This window comes from Arthrobacter pascens, assembly GCF_030815585.1.
GTDB classification, from domain to species: domain Bacteria; phylum Actinomycetota; class Actinomycetes; order Actinomycetales; family Micrococcaceae; genus Arthrobacter; species Arthrobacter pascens_A.
In genome coordinates, this window is record NZ_JAUSWY010000001.1 from 200,396 (window position 1) to 226,313 (window position 25,918).

Consider the following 25,918-nt stretch of genomic DNA (forward strand, 5'->3'; position numbering starts at 1 on the left):
TCACCCCAGGAGCCCCTCATGATCACCCGCGCCGACGTGGACCAAGCCGCCGCAAGGATCGCTGGCCTCACGAGGCGCACGCCCATCCTTGAAGCGGACACCGGTCCGTTCCCCGGGCCGGTGTGGTTCAAGTGCGAGTTCATGCAGCACACGGGAACGTTCAAGGCCCGCGGCGCCCTCAACCGCATTCTTGCGAGCAAGGAGCGCCGTGAGCTCAGGCCGGAGGTCGGCGTGGTGGTGGCCTCCGGCGGGAATGCCGGCCTGGCCAACGCCTACGCTGCGGCCCAGCTGAGTGTCCCGGCCACGGTCTTCGTCCCTGAGTCCGCGCCGGCCGTCAAGGTCAGGAAGCTGGAAGCCATCGGCGCCACCGTGGTGCAGGGCGGGGCCGAATACGCCGTGGCCTACGAAGCAGCCATCGCGCACGCCGCAGAAACCGGCGCCGTGTACTGCCACGCCTACGACCAGCCCGAGATCGCGGCAGGCGCCGGTACCGTGGGGTCCGAGCTGCTGGAACAGCTGGACCGTGTGGACACCGTGCTGGTGGCGGTGGGTGGGGGAGGCCTCATGGCCGGGATCGCTGCTGCCATTGAAGGCCACGCCAAGGTGGTTGCCGTTGAGCCCGAAACGGCACCCACGCTCCATGCCGCGCTCGCCGCGGGACGGCCCGTTGACGTAGACGTTTCCGGGATAGCCGCCGACTCGCTGGGGGCCCGCCGCATCGGTGAGATCGGCTTCGCAGTGGCGGTCCGCGCCGGCGTCGAAAGTGTTCTGGTGTCCGACGGCGATATCGTCGCCGCGCGCTCGCGGCTCTGGGACGAGTACCGCCTGGTGGTGGAACACGGTGCCGCAGCGGCGTTCGCTGCCCTGCACTCGGGCGCCTATGTGCCCGGGCCGGGGGAACGCGTCGTCGTGATCCTGTGTGGCGCCAATACGGATCCGGCCACGCTGTAAGAGCTTCTCCGGCAGGACTACTGGCGGCGGACGGTGTGGCGGAGCAGCCCGTTGCCTGAGTTCGCCGCGGTAGAGGGCCGTTGCCGGACCGCCACCGACCCCACGACCGACGGCGGTTTTGCCGGGTTTGAGGTGACGATGGAAGCACTTTCGGCGGCCTCTGGCCAGCTCAGTTGGAGGTGCCTAGACTGGCAGGATAATCGTGCGGAGATGCCGCATGTCACCCCCGCGCGGACCATTCCAACCAAGGAAGCATCATGCGCCGCTCAACCCAGAATTCAGGAAAAGTACAACGCCGTGCCGCCATAGGATTCATCGCTCTGATGGCACTGCTCCTGCCCGCGTCACCGGCAACCGCCACACTGTCCAACTGCGAGAGTGTCATCGTGCTCGACGGCGCCACTTCCGCGGAAGGGATAGCTGCAGGAGAGGGAGACACCTTCTATGCCGGGGACCTGGCACTCGGCGACATCTACCGCGGAGACATCCGCAAGGGCGATGCAGAACTGTTTATTGACGTTTCCGATTTTGTTTCGGCACCCAGGAACGCCGTCGGGATGAAAGCGGATGTCCGCAACGACCTGCTGTTTGTGGCTGGCGGCCCCGGCCACGCCTACGTCTACAACACGGAGACGGCAAAGCCGGTTGCTGACGTTGTCTTGACCACCAGTCCAGCGTCGTTCATCAACGACGTCACGCTCACCAGGAATGGCGCCTGGTTCACCAGCTCGGCAGCTCCAGAGCTCTACTTCATCCCGGTGGGAACGACGGGTGAGCTGGGTGCAGTTGAGACCCTGCCGCTGAGTGGACCGGCAGCGGACATAACTGGGGCTTTCAACCTCAACGGCATCGCGTCCGCCAACGACAGCAGGACTCTTATCGTCGCCCATTCGGGCAAGGGCGAGCTCTATACCGTCAACCCCGCGACGGGTGAGAGTGCGCTGATTGAAGGTGTCAGTGTTGAAAATGTTGACGGTATCGTCGTCCAGGACGACCAGTTGTGGGCTGTGCAGAACTTCTCGAACCAGATCAGCCGCATCGAGCTCTCCGACGATCTCTCGTCCGGTGAGTTGGAAGACGTCATCACCAGCAAGGATTTCAACGTTCCGGCAACAGCCGCCCTGTTCGGCGATACGCTCGCTGCGGTCAATGCACAGTTCATGCACCCCGAGGACACCAGGTTCGAAGTGGTCCTGGTTCCTGCACGGAGTTAGGGGTTAGGCCCGTGGCCGGAGCATATGATCTGCTCCGGCCACGGGACGCCCGGTCAAAAGGCTTGCGCTCAGACGGTCCGCGGTGCCTGGGCGAGGTTTTCCTTGAGTTCTGCCTCGTTCTGGCGGATGACGTAGGCCGGCCGGTCCCGCTCAACGCGCCAGCTTTCGGACAGCAGTCCGATGTTGACGGTGTCGAAGCCGAACTCGTCGTACAGCCGGGTCACCAGCTCAGCCGCCTCGGGATAGTCGCTGGCAGTGGCAAGGGCGCGACGGTTGGGGGTGCCCACGGGACTGCCGTCTGTGGTGATCTGGGACGCCATGATGTGGTTGAAGCCCTTGGCTACCTTGGAGTCCGGGAGGTGGTCCTGAAGGAGCCCGGAGGTGGTGGCCTCGCCGTTGTCCAGGGCCGGGATGCGTCCGTCACGTTCCCAGTAGTAGTTGTTGGTGTCTATGACGACCTTGCCCGCCAGCGGTTCCGCCGGGATGTCCCGGTAGTTCTTGAGTGGAACAGCAACGACGGCGAAATCGCCCGCCGCCGCTGCTTCCGCCGCCGTGGCCGCCCGGGCTTTGGGGCCCAGTTCCGCGACCAGTTCCGTGAGGGCTTCCGGTCCCCGGGAGTTGCTGATGACCACGTCGTAGCCGAGCCCCACCGCCTTCCTGGCAACCTGGCTTCCAATGTTTCCTGCACCGATGATTCCGATTGTTGTTGTCATGTCCGGGCCAACAGCAGGCCCCGCCAGGATATTTCAGGGCTCCGTGGGGAATATTTCAGAGGGTGCACACACACGAACGGCCCTGGCCCGCAAAAACGGTGCGGGCCAGGGCCGGTTGTGCGGCTCAGGGCAGGTTATGACGCGTCCGACGGCGGTCAGGGCTGTCAGCGAGGACCCATGCTGCCTCCCATTGGGGGGATGAAGCCGTTGCCCCGTTTCTCGTCGTCTTTTGCGTTCCGCGGCGCTCCGGATGTCGCCGTCGGCCGTTTCATCGGACTCGCCTTCGACGTCGACCATGCCGTTGGTCTGGTCGAACGGGTGCGCGTACCGGTTCTCCGGCCCAACTGCTCCGGTTTCCCCAACGCCACCTTCGCCGACGCCGGTATCCCCGGCCGCAGGTGTGGCGGCGGTTGCATCGGGCGCGGTTGTGCCGGCGGCACTTGCTCCAGCCGCCATTGTGCCCGCGGTGCCCGCGGTGCTTGTTGTGCCCGCGGTGCCGTCGTGGACAGTTCCCCGCCAGGCCCCGCTCGCGTACCCCTCGTGCTCGATGAACTTCTTGAATTTTTTGAGATCGGACTCTGCCTGGCGGGCCACCACGTGGAGCATGTCACCAACTTTCTCCACCACGCCCTCAGGCTGGTACTCAAGAGTCAGCATCAGCGCCGTCTTGCCGCCGCCGGCATCCTCGAATTCGACGGCTCCGGCGTTGGTGGCACCCTCGATGGACGTCCACGCCACCTTGCGGTCCGGAACCTGCTCCAGGATCTTCGCTTCCCATTCGCGGCGGACCCCCGCAATGTGAGCCACCCATTTCAGGCGCTCATCACTGAGTTGCGTCACGCTCTCCACGCCACCCATGAAATGCGGAAAGTCCTCGAACTGGGTCCACTGGTTGTAGGCGGTGCTTACCGGTACGTCGACCACAATCCGTTTTTCCACTTTCGTGCTCACAACGTCTCCTTCGACTAGAACCGAATCTGATGAGCAAACCATAAATTCATCAGTATGCTTACCATACCGCCGTCGGGAGCCCGGTTGCCAGAGAGGATGGGCTTCGGGAGGGACAGTACGACGGCGGGAGGTTCAGTGGGGGAGGTGCTCGCCGACGAGGGCCAGGTTCTGGATCACAGCGAGCCCGAACTGCGAAGCATCGTTGGTGGAGACGGTTGGTGCCTCGTCGACGGAAAGCAGCACGTGCGGCGGTTCGATGGTCCGCAGGGTGAAGGCTGAATGGTGGTTAAGGTGCTCCCCGCCCGCCGCGAAACTTTCCCAGGCGCGAGCGGCCAGGCCGGGGTCCCGGAGCCGTGACGCGGCATAGGCGCTGAGCCTGCTGTGCGCCTGGGTGAGGTAGATGCCGTCCAGGGGCTGGCCCACAGCCTCGGTCTGTTCCTGCTCCGTGGCAAGGAAAAGCCGGCAGTACTGCAGCCACGCACGCTCGAAGTCCTTGTCCGGGACAAGATCCACCAGTTCGCTGCAGATCTCCACCAGGCCGAACACGGCGCTGAGGTGGGACACGCGAATGGCTTCCCTGCCGGCGTCGAACCGTCCTTTGTCCAGGTTGTAAAGGGCCTCGCCCGTGAGGAAGCCGTACTTGAGCGCACCGATGTCCGCCATGGTGCCGAGGAGCCGGTCGCGGGAGCGGGGATTGCCCGTACGCTCCCAGTCCGTCAGCCAGGTTGCGGCCAGGGAACCCCAATCGGTGCCCAGCCCGACGCCCAGGGCGTTCCGGTCCGGCCGGTACGTGGCGATGTCCGGCCGCACTTTGCGGACCGGGTCCAGGCCCAGGAAGTTCTGGTCGCTGTCCACAAGTTCGGAGAGGAGATCCCCGGTGCGTTCGTCCGCGGTGAGGTAGTAGTAGAAACGGCGGTACGCGGGCGTGCTGATGCGCAGCTGCTTGGCGCTGCAGCCCCAGTGCTGCACGTTGTGCCGGGAGCCCAGGCCGCGCCAGGGGCCTGAATGGTAGACGTCCACCTCGCCGGTGTGCCGCGTCATGGCTTCGGCGAAGCGGAAGATATCGGCACGGCCGGACCGGAGGTACGAATACCAGAGCCACAGATCGGGGGACAGTTCGGAGTTGTCCCACGCGTAGCCGCCCACGTCATAGCGCCAGACGTGGCGGTCGGCGTCGTAGGTGTGCATCACGTCGCCGTAGTTCCAGAACCCGTACCAGCGGCGCTGCTCCACCTGGCCGGCGTAGAAGTCGAAGAGGAAGTCCAGCCTGTCCTCGAGTTCCGCGCGAGCCGGCGTGCTGCGGTCCACCGGGGCCCAGTCCCCGAACACCTGTGCGGAGTGGAGGTACTCCGGGGTCGCCTGCAGCAGCGCAGGAGTGGAAGCTGCCTTCGCGTCCGCTGCCAGGGTTTCGGTGGCCGGGGTGGAGCTGTAGGCAAATAAGGTCAGTTCGTGCGTCCGGGCGATGCCGTTTGGGTTGCCGAAGCCGGGTTCGTAATCCTCGTACGTGATTTCCAGGCCTTCGAGCTGGTCCTCGAAGGTGTCCTGGCCCAGGCCGTCGTGGTAAAACCGCAGGTCCATGGGCTGTGCTTCCGGCGAGTACAGCCATGCGGTCAGCGAGGCCTCGTCCGTGGCGGCATTGCGGATGTCCAGCTGGCCGGGATGGGACTGCCAGAAGTCCCGGACGCACACGCCCAGGCCGCCGTGGGTGTCGCTCAGCGAGCAGAATCCGGCGGCCCTCGTGCCGCCCGAAATGCCCACCCAGGCATGGCCCGGGGCGGTCCGCTTGCGCAATTCGAAGCCGTCCGCGCTGAGCTGGCTGAGGGTGTAGTCGTTCCAGGCTGGAATGAGGTGGAGCCTGCGGGAAACCTCTTCGTTCCATTCGGCCAGCGGCGGGGTGGGGCTCCCGGCGATCTGGGCCCGGCGGACGGCCTCCCCCGGGTCCCGGCGCAGCCCGGTCAGCCCGCGCACCGCTTCGGCCAGGAAGCCACCGTCCGCGCCGGCGATCCTTATGTGCCGGTCGTGGAGGCCGCTCCGCAGCGGAACCGTGAAACGCACGCCCAGCCCGGCCAGGAAGTCCTGATCGGCGTCGCCGTCCCAGATGAAGGAGTGGACCAGGCGCACGCTGCGCGCGCCGGCGTAGAAGTAGAACCGGACAACAAAGGGCAGCCAGCTGCGCGTTCCGCTCGCGGGGGAGTCCGGCCGGTGCGTGCCTTCCAGCCGCACCACGGCCCGGACGGGACCGCTTTGTTCAATCACGACGGCGGTGACCTCACCGGTGAACGCCTCCCGGGCAAAGCTTCCCGGACCCTCAGCCGGGCCGTCCTGGAGCAGGCTGACCAGCCTCCCGTCACGGGCCACGGTCACGCCTCCCCGGGAGAGGGTGCTGAACAGGGCGGATCCGCTGCGGCCGATCACCATCTCCAGCGTGCCCGTGGCTACGGTGACGGTGTCTTCGGTCTCCGTCACCACCACCTTGGGCGACGTTCCGCCGCCAGGCGAGGCGCCGCCGTCGGAATTAACCTGGTACTCCGGGGACGGTGCATCGGTGGCGGGCAGGGCGATTCCTGCCCATTTCAGCGAGCCGTCAGGCCAGGTGGCCAGCGGCCAGGCCTGGCTGGCAACTGCCAGGCCGCCGGCGTCGTGAACCGTCAATTTGTCCGCGCCGGAGACCGTTCCGCGGGCAAACGGTATGCCCCACGTGGTTCCGCCGCTGAGCTCCAGGGGCGGGGCGCCGTCGATCCACCTGATCCGGGTGTTTGCAGTCATCGTGTCCATTTCCGCTGGGAACCGCCCGGTCTGCCGGCAGCGGCTGGACCCCAGGCCGCATGGGCGCGGCAATGTGAGAAAGCGGTTTCTGATACGGCAATAACCTAGCGCCCTTCGGAACGGATCCGCAAGGGCCATCCACAAAGATGGAGCAATGGTCCAGATGGCGGAAGCTTTCCCGCGTTGATTGGGGTCATCTGGAAAAGAACACGGCCGCTGGCCTACTTGTCCTGTGCAAGCTCTCCGGCATCCGCGACTTCTGTATCCGCGCCTTCTGTATCTATGCCTTCGGCAGGGTCCTGCGAATGCATCCGAAGGTCGGTGGGATCGGCGTCCAAATCCCCTTCGGCCGGGGCCTCACTGTGGATTCGCTGCGCCGCTGCTAACTTCTCACTCATGACTGGTGCTCCTGTGCTGCCGTTGGGGCCATGAACCGTGCTCTATTCATCATTCAGCCCCTGCATCTCCGGCCTGTCAAGGACTGCAACTGTTAACGCTGCTGGCTGACTTTGCTCCGCTCGATGTGCGCGGAGCGTCGACTGTGGCGAGTGCTCGATTTGGATGCTACGGCATGTCAGCGAAGTCCTTGAGGAGCCGCTGGATATCGCGACGAGGTCCGGCGGCCACGCTGGGATTGCCTTCCAGCGCGCCCACCAGATTGATCAAGGCCTTCCAGAGCGCCCAACCGCGTCCGCGTGACCACGTTGCCTGGTCAACGCCGAGCGTTTCCCGGAACGCACGGCGGGCAGACGAATCGACGAGCGTCCAGGCGATGACGATGTCACACGCCGGGTCACCGACACCGGAGCTCCCGAAGTCGATGACGGCTGAAAGCTCGCCGTCACGGGTCAGCAGATTCCCGGCGGCGACATCCCCGTGGAACCAGACGGGATCACCATCCCACCGGGCCCTGACTGCATGATCCCAGACCCGTTTGACGGCGTCGCCCGGAATTTCGCCACCCAGGGCAGCTATCGCTGCGAGCGCCTCGTCGGCGTAGACAGCGGGAGCTGCCCCTCTGTACCAATTGTGTCTTCCGGGCGCAGGACCGTCCGCCGGATCGACTTCGCGCAAAGCCTTGAGAAAACTGGCCAGCTTGGCCGCGAACGTGGACATATCCGTGACTGTGGCTTCAGCTGCGGTGCGCCCATCGAGCCAGCGATAAATCGACCATGGGTAGGGATACCCATCTCCGGGCATCCCTTCGGCAACGGGCGTGGGAATAGGCAACGGCAGGTTTGGCGCCAGCTTCGGGAGCCACCGTTGTTCCTTGGCAACCTGGAGGGCGTACCACGGGCCACTCGGCAACCGGACAGTCAACTGCTCGCCGAGCCGGAAGGTCCGGTTGTCCCAACCGTCGGTTTCGACCGACCGGATGGGCAGACTGGCCCATTCCGGAAATTGCCTATCGACCAGCTTGCGGGCAAGCCGGCTATCGATAGGCACCCCAACCTTCTCGGGACAGTCAGTTTCCTCGTTGATTCTCACCCGCCCGATCTTTTCCGCCTTCAGCCCAAAAATCAACGGCCCGCCCAGCGACTCAACGTCCCGGGTACTCTGGCCGCGGTCCTTGTTCTGTGCTGGACTGGGTGATGCATTGTGCCTTCAGTACGGGCAACACCCAGTACGTGCAACACCGACCAAAGCACCGACGCCAGCCGGTCCTGCCCGGCTGTTTGGGAAGGAATATTCTTATGGCAACGCACAAGATCGGATACTTCGTCGGGAGCCTGGCAAGCGGCTCCATCAACCGAACCCTGTCCAAGGCCCTGATCAAGCTGGCTCCGGAAGACCTGGAGTTCACGGAGATCCGCATCAAGGACCTGCCGCTTTACAGCTACGACTACGACGCCGATTTTCCGCCGGAAGGGCGGGCCCTCAAGGAAGCGATCGAAGGCTCGGACGGCATCCTCTTTGTGTCGCCGGAGTACAACCGTTCCATTCCCGGGGCCCTTAAGAACGCCATCGATTGGGGTTCCCGCCCGTGGGGTACGAATTCCTTCTCGCGCAAGCCCACCGGCATCATCGGCGCATCGCCCGGTGGCATCGGTACCGCCGTCATGCAGTCGTCCATGCGGAGCGTCCTGAGCTTCCTGGATGCACCCCAGCTCAACGCACCGGAGGCCTACATCAAGTTCAAAGCCGACGTTTTCGGAGCGGACGGCGACGTCAGGGACGAATCCACCGCCAAATTCCTTCGCCACTACATGGAGGAATATTGCGCGTTCGTCCAGCGGGTGCTGGCCGCCAACGCTCCAGGCCACATTGGCGACCTGGAGCCGGACGCGGACAAGCTGTCCCGTTGATACACAGGTTCGTGAACCGGATCCGGCGCGGGCCTGGCAGCCTCAACATGGCTAGTCCAGCGGCAGGGTGACGGTCACGGTGGTGCCCCGCCCGGGGCTGGAGCTGATGTCAATGGTGCCGCCGGCTTCGTGGACCGCCACGGACATCAGCCGGAGACCGTACCCGTGGTGCCGGCCGCTGTTCACGATCCGGCTGTCAAAGCCCGTGCCGTCGTCGGACACCACCAGCCGGATCCCGTGACCCACGGCGGCGAGCTGGACAGTCAGTTGGGAGGCGTCCGAGTATTTGAAGGCGTTGCTTAACGCTTCCCGGGCCGACTGGTAGAGGAGGGACGCGCGGTCCGCCGGAATCTCGATGCCCCAGTGCGGAGTATCCCAGCGGACTGCGGTCCCTTGCTGACGGAGGGGCATCGTGAGGCGGTCAATGCAGCCGGCAAGCCCCAGGGCGTGGAAGTCGAGCGGGTGCTGATCGGTGATCACGCCGCCGACGGCGGTTACTGCATCCAGAGCTGGTTCATTCCCCATGACTTCCTGCTTCCCCGCAGCTGGTGGTCTGATATTTCCAGCGTGGACCGCCAACTGCAGGGCTTGCGAAGCATTCCCTCAAGATCAGGTCAATTTTGGCGAGGCACAGCGAGGCACAGGGACCAGTGTTTCGGTGGGGCCCGCCGCTACCGGCCGGCGCGCACCGCTGCGAAGAACGCCCGAATGTCGCCGGCGACAACGGAGGGTACCTCCAAGGCGGCGAAGTGGCCGCCCTCGTCGAACCGGCTCCAGTGCACGATGTTCGAGTTGTCGCGCTCGGCAAAGACCCGAATGGTTTGGAAGTCGTCCTTAAAGACGGCGACGCCGGTGCGGGCAGCGTTCACCTGCGGCTCCGCCCCGGCGCGAGCGTTTTCCAGGTAGCTGCGGCTCATGCCCGCCGCGGCATTCGCGAACCAGTTCACGGTGACCTCCGTGAGGATCTTCTCGAGCGGAACCAGCGAGGTGCCGTTGCCGAAGGAGTTGAACAACTCGCTATAGGCGAGGAGTCCCACGGGCGAGTCGCTGAGCCCCGCAGCAACAGTCTGAGGCCGGCTCGCGTTCATCGTGTTGTAGCCGCCCACGGACTGGAACCACTGCATGTGCTCCAGGCCCGCGTAGTCCTGTGGTTCGAGTCGCTCGAATTCGCTCGGGTCGCCGGACGGGAACGAGAAGAGCTGCAGCACGTGCAGGCCGAGGAACCCGTCGGGGTTCAGCAGGCCGAGCTCGCGGGCCACCATGGCGCCGTTGTCCGATCCGTGGATGCCATACTCGGCATAACCGAGCCCGCGCATGAGGGCATCGTACGCGCGGGCCACGCGCGCAGTGGTCCAGCCGGCCTCGGTGACGGGGTTGGAGAAGCCGTAGCCGGGAGCGTCGGGGATGACCACGTCGAACGAATCTTCCGCCCGGCCGCCGTGTGCCACGGGGTCTGTTAGTTCGCTGATCATGTCCAGGTAGTCGACAGATGACCCCGGATACGTGTGCGCCAGCAGCAGGGGTGTCGCGCCCGGGTGCGGCGAGCGTACATGGATGAAGTGGATCGCCTGCCCGTCGATCTCGGTTGTAAAGTGCGGCACGGAGTTGATGCGCGCCTCTTCGGCACGCCAGTCGAAGCGGGTGCTCCACGCGTCCAGTGCGTCGCGGAGGTAGGCGTTGGGCGTTCCCGCGTCCCAGTTGTCAACGGGCGCGGGCTGCGGCAGCCGCGTCCGGGCGAGGCGCTCCATGAGGTCGTCAAGTTCGGCCTGGGACACTTCGAGGCGGAAAGGGCGGACGTCGATGCTGGTTGCTGTGGTGTTCGTCATGTCTTCGACGATACGGTGGATATAGGCACCGTTTCTTCCTAATGGAAGCAGGGATTTTACTCGATGTCCTCCACTGCAGAACGCCTCCTGGCGCTCCTTTCCCTGCTGCAGTCCCGGCCCGGCTGGACGGGCGCGGACCTCTCCGCACGCCTCGGCGTCTCCACGCGCACCATGCGCAAGGATATCGACCGCCTGCGGGAGCTCGGCTATCCGGTGGAGGCCACGCGCGGGGCTGCCGGCGGCTATCGGCTCGGTGCCGGCGGCAAGCTCCCGCCGCTCCTCCTCGACGACGAGGAGGCCGTCGCCGTCGCTGTCGGCCTGCGCTCGGCAACGGGCATCGCCGGCATTGCCGAATCGAGTGCCCGCGCCCTCGCGAAACTTGAGCAGGTGCTGCCGTCGCGGCTGCGGCCAACAGTCACGGCACTCTCGAACGTGGACCGGGCACCCGAGAACACTGGAACGGATGCCCCCGACCCCGAGGTCAACCACTCGGTTCTCGCAGCCATTGCCGCGGCAATACGCGACGTCGAATGGTTCAGGTTCGATGACCGCGGAACGTCCAGGCTGGTGGAGCCCTATCGCCTGCTGAGCTGGCACCGGCGCTGGTACCTGGTGGGACGTGACCCGGCATCGGCCGAATGGGGGGTCTTCCGTGCCGACTGGATAGAGCCGCGGATGCCCACCCGCCGCCGGTTCTCCCCGTCTCCGCTGCCGGGCGGTGACTACACAGCTTTCGCCATGCGTTCGATTGCCGCCAGCGGCTGGAAGGTGCACGCGCGCCTACGCATCGCCGCGCCCGCTGAGGCTGTGCTGGCCCGGATCAACCATTCGGTGGGGGTGGTTGAGTCGATCTCAGATACCGAGTCTGTGCTGGTCACCGGCGCCGACAGCCTGGAAACGGTCGCCGCGTACATCGGCATGCTGGGCATGGATTTCACGGTTGAGTCGCCGGCGGACCTTGTGCCGCACCTGAGGCACCTGGCCGAGGTCTACCTCAGGGCGGCCGGGGCCTCATAGGCGGATTACCGCTGCATCCTTCTTGACGAAAGCTTGAGCGTTTGTTTCTGTTTCTCTGCTGATGGTTTGCGTTCACCTTGGAATACTCGAAAGTCAATAGGAATTTGAAGACTTCCGGTGGGGATTATGGGAAAAATGCGCGGTGCATCACAGAGTCATGCAATAAATCAGACTGACGGTCTTTATTTTCCCAGTTTATTTGGGTTCCGGCATGGGGCAACATCCGGGTGATTACGGTTCTTATTCCGGCCCATAACGAGGCCGCCGGCATCAGCCAAACCCTGAAATCGCTCAAAGACCAGACCTTTTTGCCCGCCAGGGTGATTGTTGTTGCCGACAATTGCACCGACGCCACCGAACGGATTGCCTTGGCCGAGGGCGCGGAAGTCATCGCCACCCTGGGAAATACGGACAAAAAGGCCGGGGCGCTGAACTTTGCCCTCAGCGCGCTCCTCCCGGGCGCCGCCCCTGAGGACATGATCCTGATCCAGGATGCCGACTCCCAACTGTCCCCTGACTTCATCGAGCGGGCAGTGGGGCACCTGCAGGCGGACTCACGGCTCGGGGCGGTGGGAGGCGTCTTCCGCGGAGCGCACGGCGGAGGCTTCGTGGGCCACCTACAACGGAACGAATACGCCCGGTACGCGCGGGATGTGAAGCGGCTCAAGGGAAAATGCCTGGTGGTCACCGGCACGGCCGCGCTGTTCAGGGCCCGGACGCTCCGGGACGTCGTCGCGGCCAGGCTGGACGGGACTCTGCCTCCCGGCAACGGGCGCGGCGGCGTCTACGACACCTCGGTCCTGACCGAGGACAACGAGCTCTCGTTCGCCCTGCTCACGCTCCATTACCGGATCAAGTCCCCGGCCGACTGCACGCTGGTCACGGAAGTCATGCCTACCTGGCGGGAGCTGTGGGCGCAGCGGCTCCGGTGGAAGCGCGGAGCGATGGAGAACTGCGTCCAGTATGGCTGGACCCGGGTCACCCGCCCGTACTGGGGGAGGCAGGCGCTCTCCGTGGTGGGAGTGTTAGTGACGCTGGCCTATTTCGGCACGGTGGCGTTTGCACTGGGCACGGGAGCGGGGCTGCACATTCAGCCTTTCTGGCTTGCCGTGACCGGTGTCTTCGTGATCGAACGCGTGGTGACTGTGCGGCTGCGCGGATGGAAATACATGCTTGCCGCCGCCACCATGTACGAACTCGTGATCGACCTGTTCCTGCAGGCGGTCCACGCGAAGGCGTACGCAGATGCAGCCCTTAACAACAAGTAAGTCTGGTAACAACTATGTATGACAACCCAGCAGCCCCGGCCGCGGCCGGTGCCGGTTCTGGAACGCTCGCCATGACGGGGGCAGGCGACCTGTTCTGGATCGGCCTGGCAGCATTCGCACTCTTGGCCCTGGGCCTTGCCATCAAGCGGATCGTTCCGGTCCGGGGCGGCAAGTAGCGGGGCTCTGCTAGGTCACGACGCTGAGGGTGCTTGAACATCCCCCAGCGTCGCAGACCTTGTAGGCGGTGGTGGACCCGCCCTTGAATTTATGGACAAAACTTCCTGTGTTGAGAACTGTCTTCTTTGTCCCGTTGATCCAGAGCGCGACGCTGACTCCTGTTGCGCCGGTCCATTTCAGTGTGGTGGTGTTGACTCCCTTTGCCGTGGTGGTGGTTGCTGTCAGCTTGATGGCGGACACCGGCGAGGCAGGCGGCGTAATGGAAGCCGGGGTGAAGGAGAAATCGCGGATCACCACGGATTCGGGCTTCACATGGGCGGGATCGCCGCCTCCTCCTCCGGCCACCCACAGGTTGAAGTGGACTTGCTCCTTGGCCGGCACCGGAACGGTGGAGCCCTCCAGCACCGTGCGCTTGAGCAGTGTTCCCACGTAACCCTTCCCGGCGTAGGTTTCAAAGGTCAGCCTGCCGGGCTCCCACACCATCCTGTGGGTGGTGACGGGGCTGGCCGTTACGTCGAAAACGATGGTGTTGTTCCCCTCCCCGGGGGGCCGGCCGGCGTCGAACCAGTATCCGTGGCCCTGGGTGACGGGCCAGGACTCGCCATAGCTCGCGCCTCCGCCCCAGGCTGATGCTTCGCAAAGGTCGATCTCGTTATAGCCGGGCTCGGCGAGCGGATCGTAAGTGAAGAGGCAGCCCCAGACCACTTCCTTCTGCAGCAGGCTGAGGTCTTTCTCCACTGTGGTGCTGTAGGTTCCGTAGCCGAACCCCTGCCGGGTGGACTGGAATTCCGCGCCCACCGGGGCTTCGCCGGTAGGGTTGGTGAGCTTCATGGTGACGTAGCCGTTCGCATCCGGATTGCCCACGTTGGCGGCGTCGAAGAGCCTGTTGTACTGCGGAGCCCCGCCCCAGAAACGCTTCTCCCAGTTGAACCCCTTCCAGGCGAAATCCCCCGCCGGTCCGGGGTTGGGATCCATCGGAGTGGTGTCCGCCGCCGCTGCGGGTGGAACAAATGCCAGCATTGCCAAAGCTGCGGCGGCCAGCAAGGCCAACGGCTTCCTCGAACGGGCGGGATGCAGAACAGAAAACCGAAAAGAAGCCATTGGACGCCCTTACGTGTTGCTCCCAGCGAGCTTTTGCGCCCCCATTGAGCACACCCTGATCATCAGCCAAATGTGACGCACAACGCAATAGGTCTGATGTGACTAATTTGCGGCGACGCTGTCTTCAAGAAATACGAAATATTGCCCAAGGCTCAAGAATTACGCAAACTACGAAAAATTGACGCAAAAGGTTCGAAAGAGTCTGTAGGCTCAATATGCTGCCATCAGAGATGAAATAAGTATTCCACGACCCTCCATTCGGTTTAGATGAACGAATAGGACATGAAATAGCTTGATCCTCCGGCGCAAACACACTGCACGCGGTGACAGACTATGGGGGCATGGATGGTGGAGCGGGGCATTGCTGTTGTTGTGGAGGACGACGACGACGTCAGGACATCTCTGACGGAGGTGCTGCAGCAGTCCGGTTTCGCCGTGCATGCAACCACTTCCAGCCTTGACGGCGTCGAGGCGGTGCGGGAACACAACCCTGTCACTGTCACCATGGATGTGGGCCTGCCGGGCTTCGACGGCATTGAGGCATCGCGCCGGATCCGTACCTTTAGCGATGCCTACCTCATCATCGTCACCGGCCGGGTGGAGGAAGCAGATGCCCTCATGGGTTTCGAGGCAGGCGCTGACGACTACCTCACCAAGCCCTTCCGTCCACGCGAACTCCGGGCCCGGATCGCAGCGATGCTCCGGCGGCCACGGTCACTCAACGCCGGATCCGCCGAAAGCGCCCCTGGCCCGCGGCTCCGCAGCGTGCACCAGCCAGGGCAGCAGCCTTCAACCTTGCCGGCCCCGGCCCCGGCCCCGGCCCCGGCGCCGGTCACAGCCGCCGGCCCGCTGCCTGAACCGCAGGCCACAATTGTCCGCTGCGACTTCGAGCACAAGGGGCTGACCCTGCACGAGGGGTCGCGCAGTGTTGCCATCAATGGTGAGCCTGTGGAGCTGACCCGGACGCAGTTCGACCTGCTCTTGGTCCTGATGGAGAACGGGCGGGTGGTCCAGACCAAAGCAGACCTGGTCCGCAGGCTGAGAAATGAGCCGTACAACACAGGCTCCTACGTCAGCACCGGTGAGGAGCGCGCCGTCGAGGTCCACCTGGGCAACCTGCGCAAGCGCCTCGGCGAGACGTCGCGCGCTCCGCGCTGGGTGGAGACCGTCCGTGGAGTGGGCTACCGGCTGGCACCGTAATGGGCTTTGGCGGCAACGCCTGTTGTCCGGAGGGCTTACTGTGCCTGGTATCCCAGTCCTGGTAGCTGGACCAGCTCCAGCGCCTCATCGAGATCCTGGCGAAGATCGCGGTCCTGTGTAGCAGCCGGAAGCGTGAACGCGGTCTTGAGGACTCTGCTAAACACCGGATTGCTGAATTCGTCCGGTGTCCGCCCCTGCATCCGAAGTGCCCGCGCGCCACAGGCCAGTTCCACGGCCGTCAAGGTCGCCAGCCCCCGGACCGTGGATTCCAGCCGCGACGTCGCCAGGCTGGCGAAGCTGGCGTCCTCCTCGGCGCCCAGGGACAGCACCACCGTCTGCAGGCTGGCGGGCTGGGCGTTGGCGCGCACCAGTGCCGCGGCGGCAGCCGCCACGTATTCGAGCATCATGACGCCGGATTGGCCGGCATCGTCGGCTGCCAAGAACCGGTTGAGGCCCGTGAACGCGGGATCGCAGAGCAGGTTTATCCGGCGGAGGTTGGTGGCGCAGGCCGTTCCCATGGCCAGGTGCAGGGCATCCACCCGCCGGGCAAGCGAGGTCATCTGGAAGAGGCCGTGGTGGGCCACCCCGTTGCTCCCGTCGGCCTCAGTGCCGAAGACCAGCGGGTTCTCGTGGCCTGCAACCACCAGCCGCTTCAACAGGGATTCAAGCGCGGCAAGCTCCTCCGACACCGCCCCGAGGACCTGCGGCAGCGTGCGCAGGCAGAACGGATCCTGGATGCGGGCAGCCTCGTCCGTCCCCGTCACCAGTGCATGAAGTGTCCCGGCCATTTCCCCGACGGCTGACGCATCGGACGCGCGCGCCACCTCAGGGCTGAACGCCTCCGAATTACCTGACATCGCGGTGAAGGACAATGCGCTCACCAGCGTGAGGTTCTCCAGCAGGGTGGCAAGCTTCTGGTGGGCCAAAACAGCCTGGGCGATGGTGAGCGCGTTCGAGCTCATGAACGGCAAGGCATCCTCCGTGGCCCAGCCCTCGAGCGCTTCGGTGATACGGCTCCCGTCCATGGTTGGCCGCTCGCCCAACAGGGTCAGCGCGGTCCCGGCCAAGGCCGGCAGATCGGCCGTTCCGATCCCGCCGAATTCCCGCACTTCCGGCAAGGCGTCACTGTTCAGCATCTCCACAAGTGCTTGGGGGATGGCCGGATTGATTCCGGAGGCACCTGCCGCCAGCTGGGAGAGCCTGATCACTAGCATCGCCCGCACGGTTTCCCGGTCAAGGTTCCGCCCGGCGTCCACGGCATGGCTGCGGAGGAGATTCAGTCCATGGGTGTCCACTCCCTTGCCGGTGGCATCCAGCGTGACGGAGCGGTTGGCGCCGACGCCGGTAGACCGTCCATAAACGGGCCGTGCCCGGGCGGTTGCCCGTGCGGACCGCTGGGATTCGGCCATCCGTTCAACGGCCGACGGCGCCAGCGTCACCCGGATGCCCCCTGCAGCTACCGCAGCGATGTCCGCCAGGCCCAGCTCGCGGCCGTCAATTTCAATCACCGGATGATCCTTTCCTACTTTTCTGGGGCCACGCGAGCAGGGTTCCCTGGCCTGGGAGCCGGTGGGGACTTGCGAGGTTAGGGGGCTCGTTCTCATCGGTTGCTCCGTAGGTGCCTTTTTGGTGGCTCAGAACGGCGGTTACGGAGCAGTCGATGGGCTGGTTAGTTTGTTTCTGGGGCCGTTTCGTTCATGGGGATGCGGACGCCGCGTTCTTTGGCGACGTCGTGGGCGCGGGGGTAGCCGGCGTCGGCGTGGCGGATGACGCCCATGCCGGGGTCGTTGGTGAGGAGGCGTTCGAGTTTTTGGGCGGCGAGGTCGGTGCCGTCGGCCACGGAGACCTGGCCGGCGTGGATGGAGCGGCCGATGCCGACGCCGCCGCCGTGGTGGAGGGAGACCCAGGTGGCCCCGGAGGCGGTGTTGAGCAGGGCGTTCAGCAGCGGCCAGTCGGCGATGGCGTCGGAGCCGTCGGCCATTGCCTCGGTCTCCCGGTACGGGGAGGCCACGGAGCCGGAGTCCAGGTGGTCCCGGCCGATCACGATGGGGGCTTTGACCTTGCCTTCCTTGACGAGCCGGTTGAACAGCAGCCCGGCTTTCGCCCGTTCGCCGTAGCCGAGCCAGCAGATCCGGGCGGGCAGGCCTTCGAACTCGACGCGTTCGGCGGCGGCGTCGATCCAGCGGTGCAGGTGCTTGTTCTCCGGGAAGAGTTCCTTGATCGCGGCATCGGTCACGGCGATGTCCTCCGGGTCCCCGGAGAGCGCGACCCAGCGGAACGGGCCCATCCCCTCGCAGAACAGCGGCCTGATGTAGGCCGGGACGAAGCCGGGGAACTCGAACGCCCGGGCGTAGCCGCCGGTGCGGGCTTCGTCCCGGATCGAGTTGCCGTAGTCGAAGACTTCGGCGCCGGCGTCCTGGAACTCCACCATCGCCTGGACCTGCCTGGCCATTGAGGCCTGGGCCTTCTTGGTGAACCCTTCCGGGTCGGCCTCGGCCTCGGTGTGCCATTCGGCCACGGTGATGCCTTCGGGCAGGTAGGACAGCGGATCATGCGCACTGGTCTGGTCCGTGACGATGTCCACGCTCAGCTCGCCCGCGATGTGCCTGCGCAGGATCTCGGGGAAGACCTCGGCGGCGTTCCCCACATAGCCCACGGAGAAGCCGCGGCGCTCCTGTTTGGCCGCCAGGACCTTGGCGATCGCGGTGTCGAGGTCTGTTTCGACCTCGTCGAGGTAGCGTTTGCCCGCCCGGCGGCGCAGCCGGGTCTCATCGACGTCCACAATCAGGCAGGCGCCCCCGTTCAGGGTCACCGCGAGCGGCTGCGCCCCGCCCATCCCCCCGCATCCGCCGGTCAGGGTCAGGGTCCCGGCGAGGGTGCCGTCCTGGTCCCCGGTGAGCTTCCGGGCGATCGCGGCGAACGTCTCGAAGGTCCCCTGCAGGATGCCCTGGGTGCCGATATAAATCCAGGACCCCGCAGTCATCTGCCCATACATCATCAGGCCCTCGGCCTCCAGCCGGCGGAACTCGGGCCAGTTCGCCCAATCACCCACCAGGTTCGAGTTCGCCAGCAACACCCGCGGGGCCCACTCGTTGGTCCGGAACACCCCCACCGGCTTGCCCGACTGGACCAGCAGCGTCTCGTCCGCCTCCATGGATTCCAGGGTCCGGGTGATCGCATCAAACGCCGCCCACGACCGCACCGCCCGGCCCGTACCCCCATAAACCACCAGATCATCAGGACGCTCAGCAACCTCCGGATCCAGATTGTTCATCAACATCCGCAACGGCGCCTCCGTCTGCCAGGACTTGGCAGACAGCACAGTGCCACGGGCAGCCTTGACCGGACGGGCACCGGTAGTGAAATCGGCAGTCATTCTGTGTTCTCCTAAAGCTGGAAGACGGGGTTAGGCCAGGTTCTTGGACTTGAGCCATTCCTTGGCGATTTCGCCGATGTCCTCGAACTTGGCCACCCGGCCGTTCATGTCGATCAGGTCTTCGGTGGTCAGGGCAGCGGAGACCTTGTTGAGGACGTCCTTGACGGTGTCCGTCGACTTCTTCTGGTTGATCACCGGGACGATGTTCTCGGAGAGGAACAGGTTCTTGCTGTCCTCAAGGGCCACCAGGTTGTTGGCGGACAGTGCCGGATCGGTGCTGAACAGGTCGGCGACCTGTACCTGGCCGGACAGCAGGGCGTTCAGCGTCAGGGGACCGCCGGCGTCGAGCGCTGAGAATTCCTTGAATTCCAGGCCGTAGACGGACTTGAGGCCGGCCACACCGTTGAGGCGGGTCTTCCACTCCGGCGGGCCGCCCAGAACCAGGTCCTTGGGCCACCGGCTGGAGATCGCTGATGGATTTGAGGTTGTACTTCTCGGCGGTCTCCTTCTTGACCGCCAGGACGTCCTTGTCCTCGGCTTCGGAGGCCGTCAGCATTGTCAGGCCGGCGGGGACCTTGGTGCCCAGTTCCGTGGCCACCTCTTCAGAGGAAACGGCCTTGGTGGCTGGATCGAGGTACTGCAGGAGGGCGCCGCCGTATTCGGGCATGAGGTCGATGGAGCCGTCCTTGAGGGCCGGGATGGTGACTTCGCGGCTGCCGATGCTGGGCTTTTCGGTGACCTGGACGCCCTTGCTCTTCAGGGCCTCGGCGTAGATCTTGGCGATGAGCTGGCTTTCCGGGAAATCGGCGGAGCCCACGATGATGCTGTCGCTCGAGGCTGCCTGGGTGTTGTTGGAGCTGCTCAACGGGTCTCCGCCGCCGCAGGCGCTCAGGGTAATGGCAGCCACTGCGGCCAGGGTGAAACCGGTCAGGTACTTCTTCATGAGTTTTCTCCTGTGAAGGGGCGGCGCCGGACATGCGGCGGCCAGGTGGGGATGATGCGTGGTGGGATGGGCCACCGGGGAGGCAGTCGGTTTGGGTGGGGGAGGGATCAGACCGTGGCGGGGGTGTTCACGGTGCCCGCCGGGAGGGCGGTCTTGACGGTGCGCCGGGTCAGTCCTGGTGAGACAACCCTGCGGGTGATGAAGGCGAGCAGCTGGTCGAAGAAGAGTGCCAGCAGCGCCACGAGCACGGCGCCGGCAACCATCTGGCTGTAGTCGTTCTGGGCCTTGCCATCGATCAGCAGCCGGCCCAGTCCACCCAGCGAAATGTACGCCGCGATGGTCGCCGTCGAAATGATCTGCAGCAGTGAGCTGCGGACACCGGACAGCATCAGCGGGAGCGAGCAGGGGAGCTGGACGTCCGTAAGGATCTTCATGGTGCGGAAACCCATGCCCCTGGCGGCGTCGACGGCGGCAGCGTCCACTGCCCGCACGCCGGCATAGGTGTTGGTCAGGATGGGCGGGACGGCGAGGAGCACCAGCACGATGAGGCTGGGGACGATGTAGCCCATCCTGGACGGGAAGGCCGGGGAGATCAGCAGGACCAGAAGGATCAGCAGGCCCACGCTGGGCAGGGCGCGCAGGGCGTTGGCGAGGCCGGCGATCATGAAGACGCCCTTCCCGGTGACGCCGATGTAGATGCCGAGCGGAACGGCGATGACGGCTGCGATGGCGAGGGCGATGAGGGAGTACAGCAGGTGCTCGCCGATGAGGGTCGGGATGCCGTCGGCGCCGCTCCAGTGTGCAGGGTCGAACAAGTAGTTCATCATGATGCCACCACCTTGGGGGTCCACGGTGTCAGCCACCGGTTGATGAGAATGATCAGGCCGTCAAGGATCATCGCCAGGACCACGCAGAGGATGATGCCGGCAATGATGGGGGTGAAGAACCGGAGCTGGAAGCCCTGAGTGAAGAGGGAGCCGAGCTGCGGAATGCCCAGCAGCGCGGCAACCGATACGAGGCTGACGTTGGAGACCGCTGCCACTCGGAGGCCGGCGCAGATGACCGGAACGCCCACCGGAAGCTCAACCTTCAACAGGCTCTGGTAGCCGCGGTAGCCCATGGCCTTGGCGGCCTGGACGGTGTCCTCGGGGACGGCATCCAGGGCGTCCGCCACCACACGGACCAGCAGGGCCACCGTGTAGATGGTCAGTGCGGCCACGATGTTGAGGGGATCGAGGATCTTGGTGCCCAGGACCAGGGGCAGCAACACAAACAGCGCCAGCGAGGGAACTGTGTAGAGGAGGCCTGCGGCGCCCACCAGCAGGGGGTAGATCCGGCGGCTGCGGTGCGCCCACCAGCCCAGGGGCAGCGCGATGAGCAGGCCGAGGATCAGCGGCGCAACGGCCAGCAGGACGTGCCAGCCGAGCAGGAACACGATGTTGTCGAACTGGCGTCCCAGCCACTCAAAGTTCATCGGGCCGTCTCCAGGTGCGGTTCAGCCTCAATCGCCTTGATGACGTCTGTGGCGGTCACGGTACCCACCAGCTCGCCGGAAGCATCGACGACGACGCCGCGGCGTGAGGGCGAGGACAGGGCAGCATCGAGCAGCTGCCTCATGGTTCCGGAAACGTGCGCGGAGGTGCCGCTGAGGTTGAGGTGTTCGCGCTTGAGCTCGTCACGGACCAGCTCGGGCTGGGCCCAGCCGAGCGGCTTCCTGTTCCCGTCCACCACCAGGACCCACGCGCCGGTGGCCTTGCTCTGCGCTTCGGCGGCTGAGGCCCCGAGCTGGACCGCCGCCTCCTCCCTCACGGCCACGCTGCCCGCTGCGTCGGTGAACCCGAGCGAGCGGTAGCCGCGGTCGCGGCCCACGAAGTCGGCGACGAACTCGTCGGCAGGATTGGTCAGGAGCTCCGACGGCGTGGCCATCTGGGCGACTTTCCCTCCCACCCGCATCACGGCAACCTGGTCGCCCAGTTTGAGGGCTTCATCGATGTCGTGGGTGACCATGATGATGGTCTTGCCGATTTCACGCTGCAGCCGGAGGAACTCCTCCTGAAGCTGTGCCCGGACCACCGGGTCCACCGCGCTGAAGGGTTCATCCATCAGCATGAAGGCGGGGTCCGAGGCCAGGGCCCGGGCAACGCCCACGCGCTGTTGCTGCCCGCCCGAAAGCTGCCAGGGATAGCGTTTGGCGAAGGTTTCAGGCAGCCCCACCCGCTCCATCAGTTCCAACGCCCGGAGGCGGGCCTTCTGCCGGCTCTCGCCGAGGAGCAGGGGCATGGTGGCGATATTGTCCACGATGGTGCGGTGTGGAAACAGGCCGGCGTGCTGGATGACGTAGCCGATCCGGCGGCGAAGCAATGCTGCGTCCATGCCGGAGGTGGGCTGGTCATCGAGGTATATGGTCCCGCTGGTGGGTTCGATGAGGCGGTTGATCATCCGCAGCGAGGTGGTCTTTCCGCAGCCTGACGGCCCAACCAGGACGGTCAGCTTGCCCGTGGGGGCTTCAAGATCCAGACCATCCACAGCCACTGTCCCGTCGGGATAGGCCTTGCTAACACTTTCAAACCTGATCATTTCTTATCCATGCTTTCCTGGGGCATTTCATGGTCTTCGGAGGGCGTGGTGAGGATGGTCTTGGCCACCATCGCCAGGTCCTTGCCGATTTTCATAGCCTTCATTTCGTCCAGCCGGTAGCTGGGCGCCACGATGCTCAGTGCGGCCACTGTCCTGCCGCCCATGATGACGGGGGCGGCGACGGCCGTCACGTCATCTTCTACGCCACTGCGCATGACTGCGAAGCCGCGCTCGGTTTCACGGCCGGTCAGGACCTTGCCTGCGGCAGATCCCTCCAACGGGATGCTTCTGCCGACCCAGCTGGCGTGCCGGATCGAATGTGTTCCTTCAATGATGGCGATGTAGATCCCGGTGTCCCCAGGGCCGGGAATGCTGAGATAGCACGACTCGCCGGTCTTCGCGACGAGCCCCTTCATGGCCGGAGTGCACAGCGAGACGAGGGATTCGTGGCCAAGAGCCAGGGCACCAAGCTGGATGACGCTGGCTCCGGGCCTGAAGTTTCCACCCGGATCCCTCGATACGAACCCGCTGCCTTCAAGCGTCCGAAGAAGGCGAAGGGCCGTGCTGGCGGACAGGTCCGCCACCCGTGCGGCGTCGCTGAGGCTGAGGGCCCCGTCTGTGCAGACGGCACTTAGGAGCGCCAGGGCCCGTTCTACCGTCCGGGTTGAGGAATCTGCAGCCACTGCTTGACCCGCTTTCAAAGTGGTCCGAATCACCATGTCTTGCCACTAAGTAAAAACCAATTTTCATTCGCTGACAATAGGTGACCCCTACATTTCACAGGTTTTTCACACAATCCGTGTTGATCACCGCCCGGTGCGGCAGTCCCGTGTCCGACGTGTTGCGGGCCTGTTAACTGTCACTGCAGTCTGCCCCTAGGTCTTGCCATGCAATGGAAAGTGGTTTTTACTTGGTGGCAGATCGTACCAATCGGAGGTTCATGTGGAAACCGTCAATCAGCTCCTTGACTCCATCAAGGATGTGGGCCGCGATGCGGTCCGCGGAGGCTATTCCCGGGCCGTCTACTCGACGGCGGAACTCGACCTGAGGTCCTGGTTCATCGAGCAGGCACGGCAGCGTGGCCTGGACGTCGAGACCGACCGCAACGGCATCATCTGGGCGTGGTGGGGCAATCCCCAGGACGGCGCCCTGGTGACCGGCAGCCACCTTGACTCCGTTCCCGGCGGCGGGGCCTTTGATGGTCCCCTGGGGGTCGCCTCCGCGCTGGCCGCCGTCGATCTCCTCAAAGCCCGGAGAATCCAGCCACGCCGCTCCCTGGCCATTACCGCCTTCCCGGAAGAGGAGGGTTCCCGCTTCGGAGTGGCCTGCCTCGGGTCCCGCCTTCTGACCGGAGCCATCGACGTCGACAAAGCGCGGAACCTGCGCGACGGTGACGGCAATACGTTCGCCGACGTTGCACGCGCCAACGGCCTTGATCCCCGCCACATCGGCACCGATCCGGAAGCTATGGCCAGGATCGGCGACTTCGTTGAACTCCACGTGGAACAAGGCATCGGCCTGGGCGCCCACGGCCCGAGTATCGCCGTCGGCAGTTCCATCCTGGGCCACGGCCGCTGGAAGCTGAGTATCAGCGGCCAGGGAAACCATGCCGGCACCACCCTGATGGCCGACCGGGCGGATCCCATGGTGGCCGCGGCCCAGACCATCCTGGCTGTCCGGCAGGCCGCTTCCCGCGAGCCCGATGCACGCGCCACAGTGGGCCGGATCATTCCTGTACCAGGTGGCACTAACGTCATCGCTTCCCGGGTAGACCTGTGGCTTGACGCCCGTCATCCGGACGACGCCGTCACCGCACGGGTGGTTGAAGCAATTCACGGCAGGGCACAGAGGGTCGCGGCGGAAGAAGGGTGCACTGTCACCCTGACCGAGGAGTCCTACAGCGGCACGGTCCATTTTGATCCAGGCCTGACCCGAAGCATCAGCGCGATGCTGCCGGGAGCGCCCGTGCTGGCCACCGGGGCAGGTCATGACGCCGGTGTGCTGGCCGGGTTTGTGCCGTCCGCCATGCTGTTCGTCCGGAACCCGAGCGGAATCTCGCACTCGCCGGAGGAGCACGTGACGGATGAGGACGCCGACGCCGGCGCTGCCGCACTCGCGGACGTCCTGGCAGGCCTGCTGTGATCCGGTACTGGTGCGAGCAGGCAATGGTCGACGGCGGTAACGCGCCCGCGGTTGCCGAGCGCGTGGAAATCGAGGCCCAGGACGGGCGGATCGTAGGGATTTCTGCCGGCGTTGAACCCTCGCCGGACGCGCATGTCCTGCCCGGCGTTGTTTTCCCCGCCGCGGCCAACGCCCACTCGCATGCCTTCCACCGGATCCTGCGCGGCCGCACGCACCACAACCGCGGCGACTTCTGGGTCTGGCGCGAGCACATGTACCGGAGCGCGTCGGAGCTGACCCCCGAAGCCTACGAGGAGCTCGCAACAGCGGTCTTTGCGGAGATGGTGGTGGCCGGTTTCAGCAGCGTGGCCGAATTCCACTACGTGCACCATCAGCCCGGCGGTAAGGCGTACCCGGAACCGCACGCCATGGAGCTTGCCCTGGCCAGGGCTGCTGCTGCCGCCGGCATCCGGCTGACTCTCCTGGACACGCTGTACCTGGCCGGCGGGATCGACATGCCGCTGAGTCCGGAACAGGCCAGGTTCGGGGACGGTGACGTGCGGGCATGGCTGGACAGGCTGGACTCGCTGCGGGCTGAAATCGCGCGGAACTTCCCGGCCGGCATGATCAACGTGGGCGCTGCGCTGCACTCCGTCCGCGGCGTTCCTGAGGCGGCCCTGGCAGTGGTGGCTAAGGAGCTGCCAACGGATCTGCCCCTGCACATCCATCTGAGCGAGCAGCCCGCGGAGAACATAGCGTGCCTGGAAGCGCATGGGCTGACACCCACCGGGCTGCTGGCCCGGCATGGCCTGCTCAGTCCGCGGCTCTCGGCGGTTCACTGCACGCACCTCACGGACGAGGACATCGCGTTGCTCGGAAATGCGGGGGCAACCGTGGTCATGTGTCCCACCACCGAAGCGGACCTCGCGGACGGAATCGGACCGGCCAGGGCGCTGGCTGACGCGGGCGCCTCCATCGCGCTGGGGACAGATCAGCATGCCGTCATCGATCCCTGGATCGAGATGCGGGCGCTGGAACACGGGGAACGCCTGGGCTCCGGGGAACGCGGCCGGTTCTCTCCCGAGGAGCTGCTCCACGCGGCCACCGAGGGGGCAGCCCGGTCCATGGCCACGCCAGTGGCACCGGCGGCGTTGCAGGTGGGTGCCGTGTGCGACTTGGTGGCCGTGGCGTCCGATTCCACACGGACCGCGGGATCGAAGCCGCAGCAACTCCCTTTGAGCGCCACCGCCGCCGACGTCACGTCAGTGGTCATCAACGGAGAGCTGTTGGCGTCCGACGGCGTGCACCGCCGCCTGGGAGCGGTGGGGAACCTGCTGACGGCAGCCCTGAAGAATTTTTCCTGACAGTCCGTTTCAACTCCGGCTAATCAACACCGGCCAATCCGGCAAGC

At 65.2% G+C, this 25,918-nt stretch carries 23 protein-coding genes and 2 pseudogenes; 9 read left to right on the forward strand and 16 right to left on the reverse strand.

Annotation, left to right across the window (positions count from 1 at the left end):
* Window positions 1–18: 18 nt before the first annotated feature.
* Both QFZ30_RS00985 and QFZ30_RS00990 read left to right on the forward strand, forming a co-directional pair.
* Window positions 19–951 (forward strand): threonine/serine dehydratase, encoded by a 933-nt coding sequence (locus QFZ30_RS00985; protein WP_307072625.1) that lies wholly within the window; start codon window positions 19–21, stop codon window positions 949–951.
* Between the two features lie 257 nt (window positions 952–1,208).
* On the forward strand, window positions 1,209–2,165 hold the full coding sequence (locus QFZ30_RS00990) for an SMP-30/gluconolactonase/LRE family protein (RefSeq protein ID WP_307072626.1): 957 nt from the start codon (window positions 1,209–1,211) through the stop codon (window positions 2,163–2,165).
* A gap of 68 nt (window positions 2,166–2,233) precedes the next feature.
* Here QFZ30_RS00990 and QFZ30_RS00995 read toward each other — a convergent pair whose 3' ends face one another.
* The 5 genes and pseudogenes from QFZ30_RS00995 to QFZ30_RS01015 all read right to left on the reverse strand — a co-directional run bounded on the left by QFZ30_RS00995 (window position 2,234) and on the right by QFZ30_RS01015 (window position 8,041).
* Window positions 2,234–2,878, reverse strand: a complete 645-nt coding sequence (locus QFZ30_RS00995) for an NADPH-dependent F420 reductase (protein WP_307072628.1) — start codon at window positions 2,876–2,878, stop codon at window positions 2,234–2,236.
* A 164-nt stretch (window positions 2,879–3,042) separates the two neighbouring features.
* A pseudogene (locus QFZ30_RS01000) lies at window positions 3,043–3,829 on the reverse strand (SRPBCC family protein).
* A 132-nt stretch (window positions 3,830–3,961) separates the two neighbouring features.
* Window positions 3,962–6,595: an exo-rhamnogalacturonan lyase family protein gene (locus QFZ30_RS01005; protein WP_307072630.1), complete on the reverse strand. Its 2,634-nt coding sequence runs from the start codon at window positions 6,593–6,595 to the stop codon at window positions 3,962–3,964.
* A gap of 221 nt (window positions 6,596–6,816) precedes the next feature.
* Entirely contained in the window at window positions 6,817–6,993 is a 177-nt protein-coding gene (locus tag QFZ30_RS01010; RefSeq protein ID WP_307072632.1) for a hypothetical protein, read from the reverse strand.
* A 166-nt stretch (window positions 6,994–7,159) separates the two neighbouring features.
* The gene (locus tag QFZ30_RS01015) at window positions 7,160–8,041 is read right to left on the reverse strand and encodes an aminoglycoside phosphotransferase family protein (RefSeq protein ID WP_307072633.1); all 882 of its coding nucleotides are present in this window, start codon (window positions 8,039–8,041) and stop codon (window positions 7,160–7,162) included.
* 248 nt (window positions 8,042–8,289) lie between these two features.
* On the opposite strand from QFZ30_RS01015, the gene QFZ30_RS01020 reads away from it, so the two are divergent.
* Window positions 8,290–8,901 (forward strand): NADPH-dependent FMN reductase, encoded by a 612-nt coding sequence (locus tag QFZ30_RS01020; protein WP_307072635.1) that lies wholly within the window; start codon window positions 8,290–8,292, stop codon window positions 8,899–8,901.
* 51 nt (window positions 8,902–8,952) lie between these two features.
* Here the strand turns inward: QFZ30_RS01020 and QFZ30_RS01025 are convergent, their stop codons facing one another.
* Both QFZ30_RS01025 and QFZ30_RS01030 read right to left on the reverse strand, forming a co-directional pair.
* Complete coding sequence (locus QFZ30_RS01025; protein ID WP_307072637.1) at window positions 8,953–9,426, reverse strand: sensor histidine kinase; 474 nt, start codon at window positions 9,424–9,426, stop codon at window positions 8,953–8,955.
* Window positions 9,427–9,572: 146 nt separating this feature from the next.
* The gene (locus tag QFZ30_RS01030; RefSeq protein ID WP_307072639.1) at window positions 9,573–10,727 is read right to left on the reverse strand and encodes an epoxide hydrolase family protein; all 1,155 of its coding nucleotides are present in this window, start codon (window positions 10,725–10,727) and stop codon (window positions 9,573–9,575) included.
* 63 nt (window positions 10,728–10,790) lie between these two features.
* Here QFZ30_RS01030 and QFZ30_RS01035 point away from each other — a divergent pair, with 63 nt between their 5' ends.
* From QFZ30_RS01035 to QFZ30_RS01045, 3 genes are all read left to right on the forward strand, one after another.
* Window positions 10,791–11,744 (forward strand): helix-turn-helix transcriptional regulator, encoded by a 954-nt coding sequence (locus tag QFZ30_RS01035; protein ID WP_307072642.1) that lies wholly within the window; start codon window positions 10,791–10,793, stop codon window positions 11,742–11,744.
* A 227-nt stretch (window positions 11,745–11,971) separates the two neighbouring features.
* On the forward strand, window positions 11,972–13,012 hold the full coding sequence (locus tag QFZ30_RS01040) for a glycosyltransferase family 2 protein (RefSeq protein ID WP_307072644.1): 1,041 nt from the start codon (window positions 11,972–11,974) through the stop codon (window positions 13,010–13,012).
* 14 nt (window positions 13,013–13,026) lie between these two features.
* Window positions 13,027–13,188, forward strand: a complete 162-nt coding sequence (locus tag QFZ30_RS01045; RefSeq protein WP_307072646.1) for a hypothetical protein — start codon at window positions 13,027–13,029, stop codon at window positions 13,186–13,188.
* A gap of 10 nt (window positions 13,189–13,198) precedes the next feature.
* Here QFZ30_RS01045 and QFZ30_RS01050 read toward each other — a convergent pair whose 3' ends face one another.
* Complete coding sequence (locus QFZ30_RS01050) at window positions 13,199–14,239, reverse strand: hypothetical protein (protein WP_307072648.1); 1,041 nt, start codon at window positions 14,237–14,239, stop codon at window positions 13,199–13,201.
* Window positions 14,240–14,623: 384 nt separating this feature from the next.
* Here QFZ30_RS01050 and QFZ30_RS01055 point away from each other — a divergent pair, with 384 nt between their 5' ends.
* Window positions 14,624–15,490, forward strand: a complete 867-nt coding sequence (locus QFZ30_RS01055; protein WP_307072650.1) for a response regulator transcription factor — start codon at window positions 14,624–14,626, stop codon at window positions 15,488–15,490.
* Between the two features lie 35 nt (window positions 15,491–15,525).
* On the opposite strand, the gene QFZ30_RS01060 is transcribed toward QFZ30_RS01055, so the two are convergent.
* From QFZ30_RS01060 to QFZ30_RS01090, 8 genes and pseudogenes are all read right to left on the reverse strand, one after another.
* Window positions 15,526–16,998: an aromatic amino acid lyase gene (locus QFZ30_RS01060; protein ID WP_307072651.1), complete on the reverse strand. Its 1,473-nt coding sequence runs from the start codon at window positions 16,996–16,998 to the stop codon at window positions 15,526–15,528.
* Window positions 16,999–17,159: 161 nt separating this feature from the next.
* A complete protein-coding gene (locus QFZ30_RS01065) occupies window positions 17,160–18,866 on the reverse strand; it encodes a urocanate hydratase (protein WP_307072654.1) in 1,707 nt (568 codons plus the stop codon).
* 30 nt (window positions 18,867–18,896) lie between these two features.
* The gene (locus QFZ30_RS21910; RefSeq protein ID WP_373462797.1) at window positions 18,897–19,265 is read right to left on the reverse strand and encodes a glycine betaine ABC transporter substrate-binding protein; all 369 of its coding nucleotides are present in this window, start codon (window positions 19,263–19,265) and stop codon (window positions 18,897–18,899) included.
* A 100-nt stretch (window positions 19,266–19,365) separates the two neighbouring features.
* A pseudogene (locus tag QFZ30_RS21915) lies at window positions 19,366–19,809 on the reverse strand (glycine betaine ABC transporter substrate-binding protein); the annotation flags it as partial.
* A gap of 107 nt (window positions 19,810–19,916) precedes the next feature.
* Window positions 19,917–20,672, reverse strand: coding sequence for an ABC transporter permease (locus QFZ30_RS01075; RefSeq protein ID WP_307072656.1), 756 nt, complete (start codon window positions 20,670–20,672; stop codon window positions 19,917–19,919).
* On the reverse strand, window positions 20,633–21,283 hold the full coding sequence (locus tag QFZ30_RS01080) for an ABC transporter permease (protein ID WP_307072658.1): 651 nt from the start codon (window positions 21,281–21,283) through the stop codon (window positions 20,633–20,635). Before QFZ30_RS01080 ends, QFZ30_RS01075 begins: the two co-directional genes overlap by 40 nt.
* Window positions 21,280–22,386, reverse strand: coding sequence for an ATP-binding cassette domain-containing protein (locus QFZ30_RS01085; RefSeq protein ID WP_307072660.1), 1,107 nt, complete (start codon window positions 22,384–22,386; stop codon window positions 21,280–21,282). Before QFZ30_RS01085 ends, QFZ30_RS01080 begins: the two co-directional genes overlap by 4 nt.
* Complete coding sequence (locus QFZ30_RS01090; RefSeq protein ID WP_307072662.1) at window positions 22,383–23,069, reverse strand: IclR family transcriptional regulator; 687 nt, start codon at window positions 23,067–23,069, stop codon at window positions 22,383–22,385. The genes QFZ30_RS01085 and QFZ30_RS01090 overlap by 4 nt, the downstream gene beginning before the upstream one ends.
* A 259-nt stretch (window positions 23,070–23,328) precedes the next feature.
* Here QFZ30_RS01090 and QFZ30_RS01095 point away from each other — a divergent pair, with 259 nt between their 5' ends.
* Both QFZ30_RS01095 and QFZ30_RS01100 read left to right on the forward strand, forming a co-directional pair.
* Window positions 23,329–24,528, forward strand: coding sequence for an allantoate amidohydrolase (locus QFZ30_RS01095; RefSeq protein WP_307072664.1), 1,200 nt, complete (start codon window positions 23,329–23,331; stop codon window positions 24,526–24,528).
* Window positions 24,525–25,871 (forward strand): formimidoylglutamate deiminase, encoded by a 1,347-nt coding sequence (locus QFZ30_RS01100; RefSeq protein WP_307072666.1) that lies wholly within the window; start codon window positions 24,525–24,527, stop codon window positions 25,869–25,871. The genes QFZ30_RS01095 and QFZ30_RS01100 overlap by 4 nt, the downstream gene beginning before the upstream one ends.
* Window positions 25,872–25,918 lie beyond the last annotated feature (47 nt).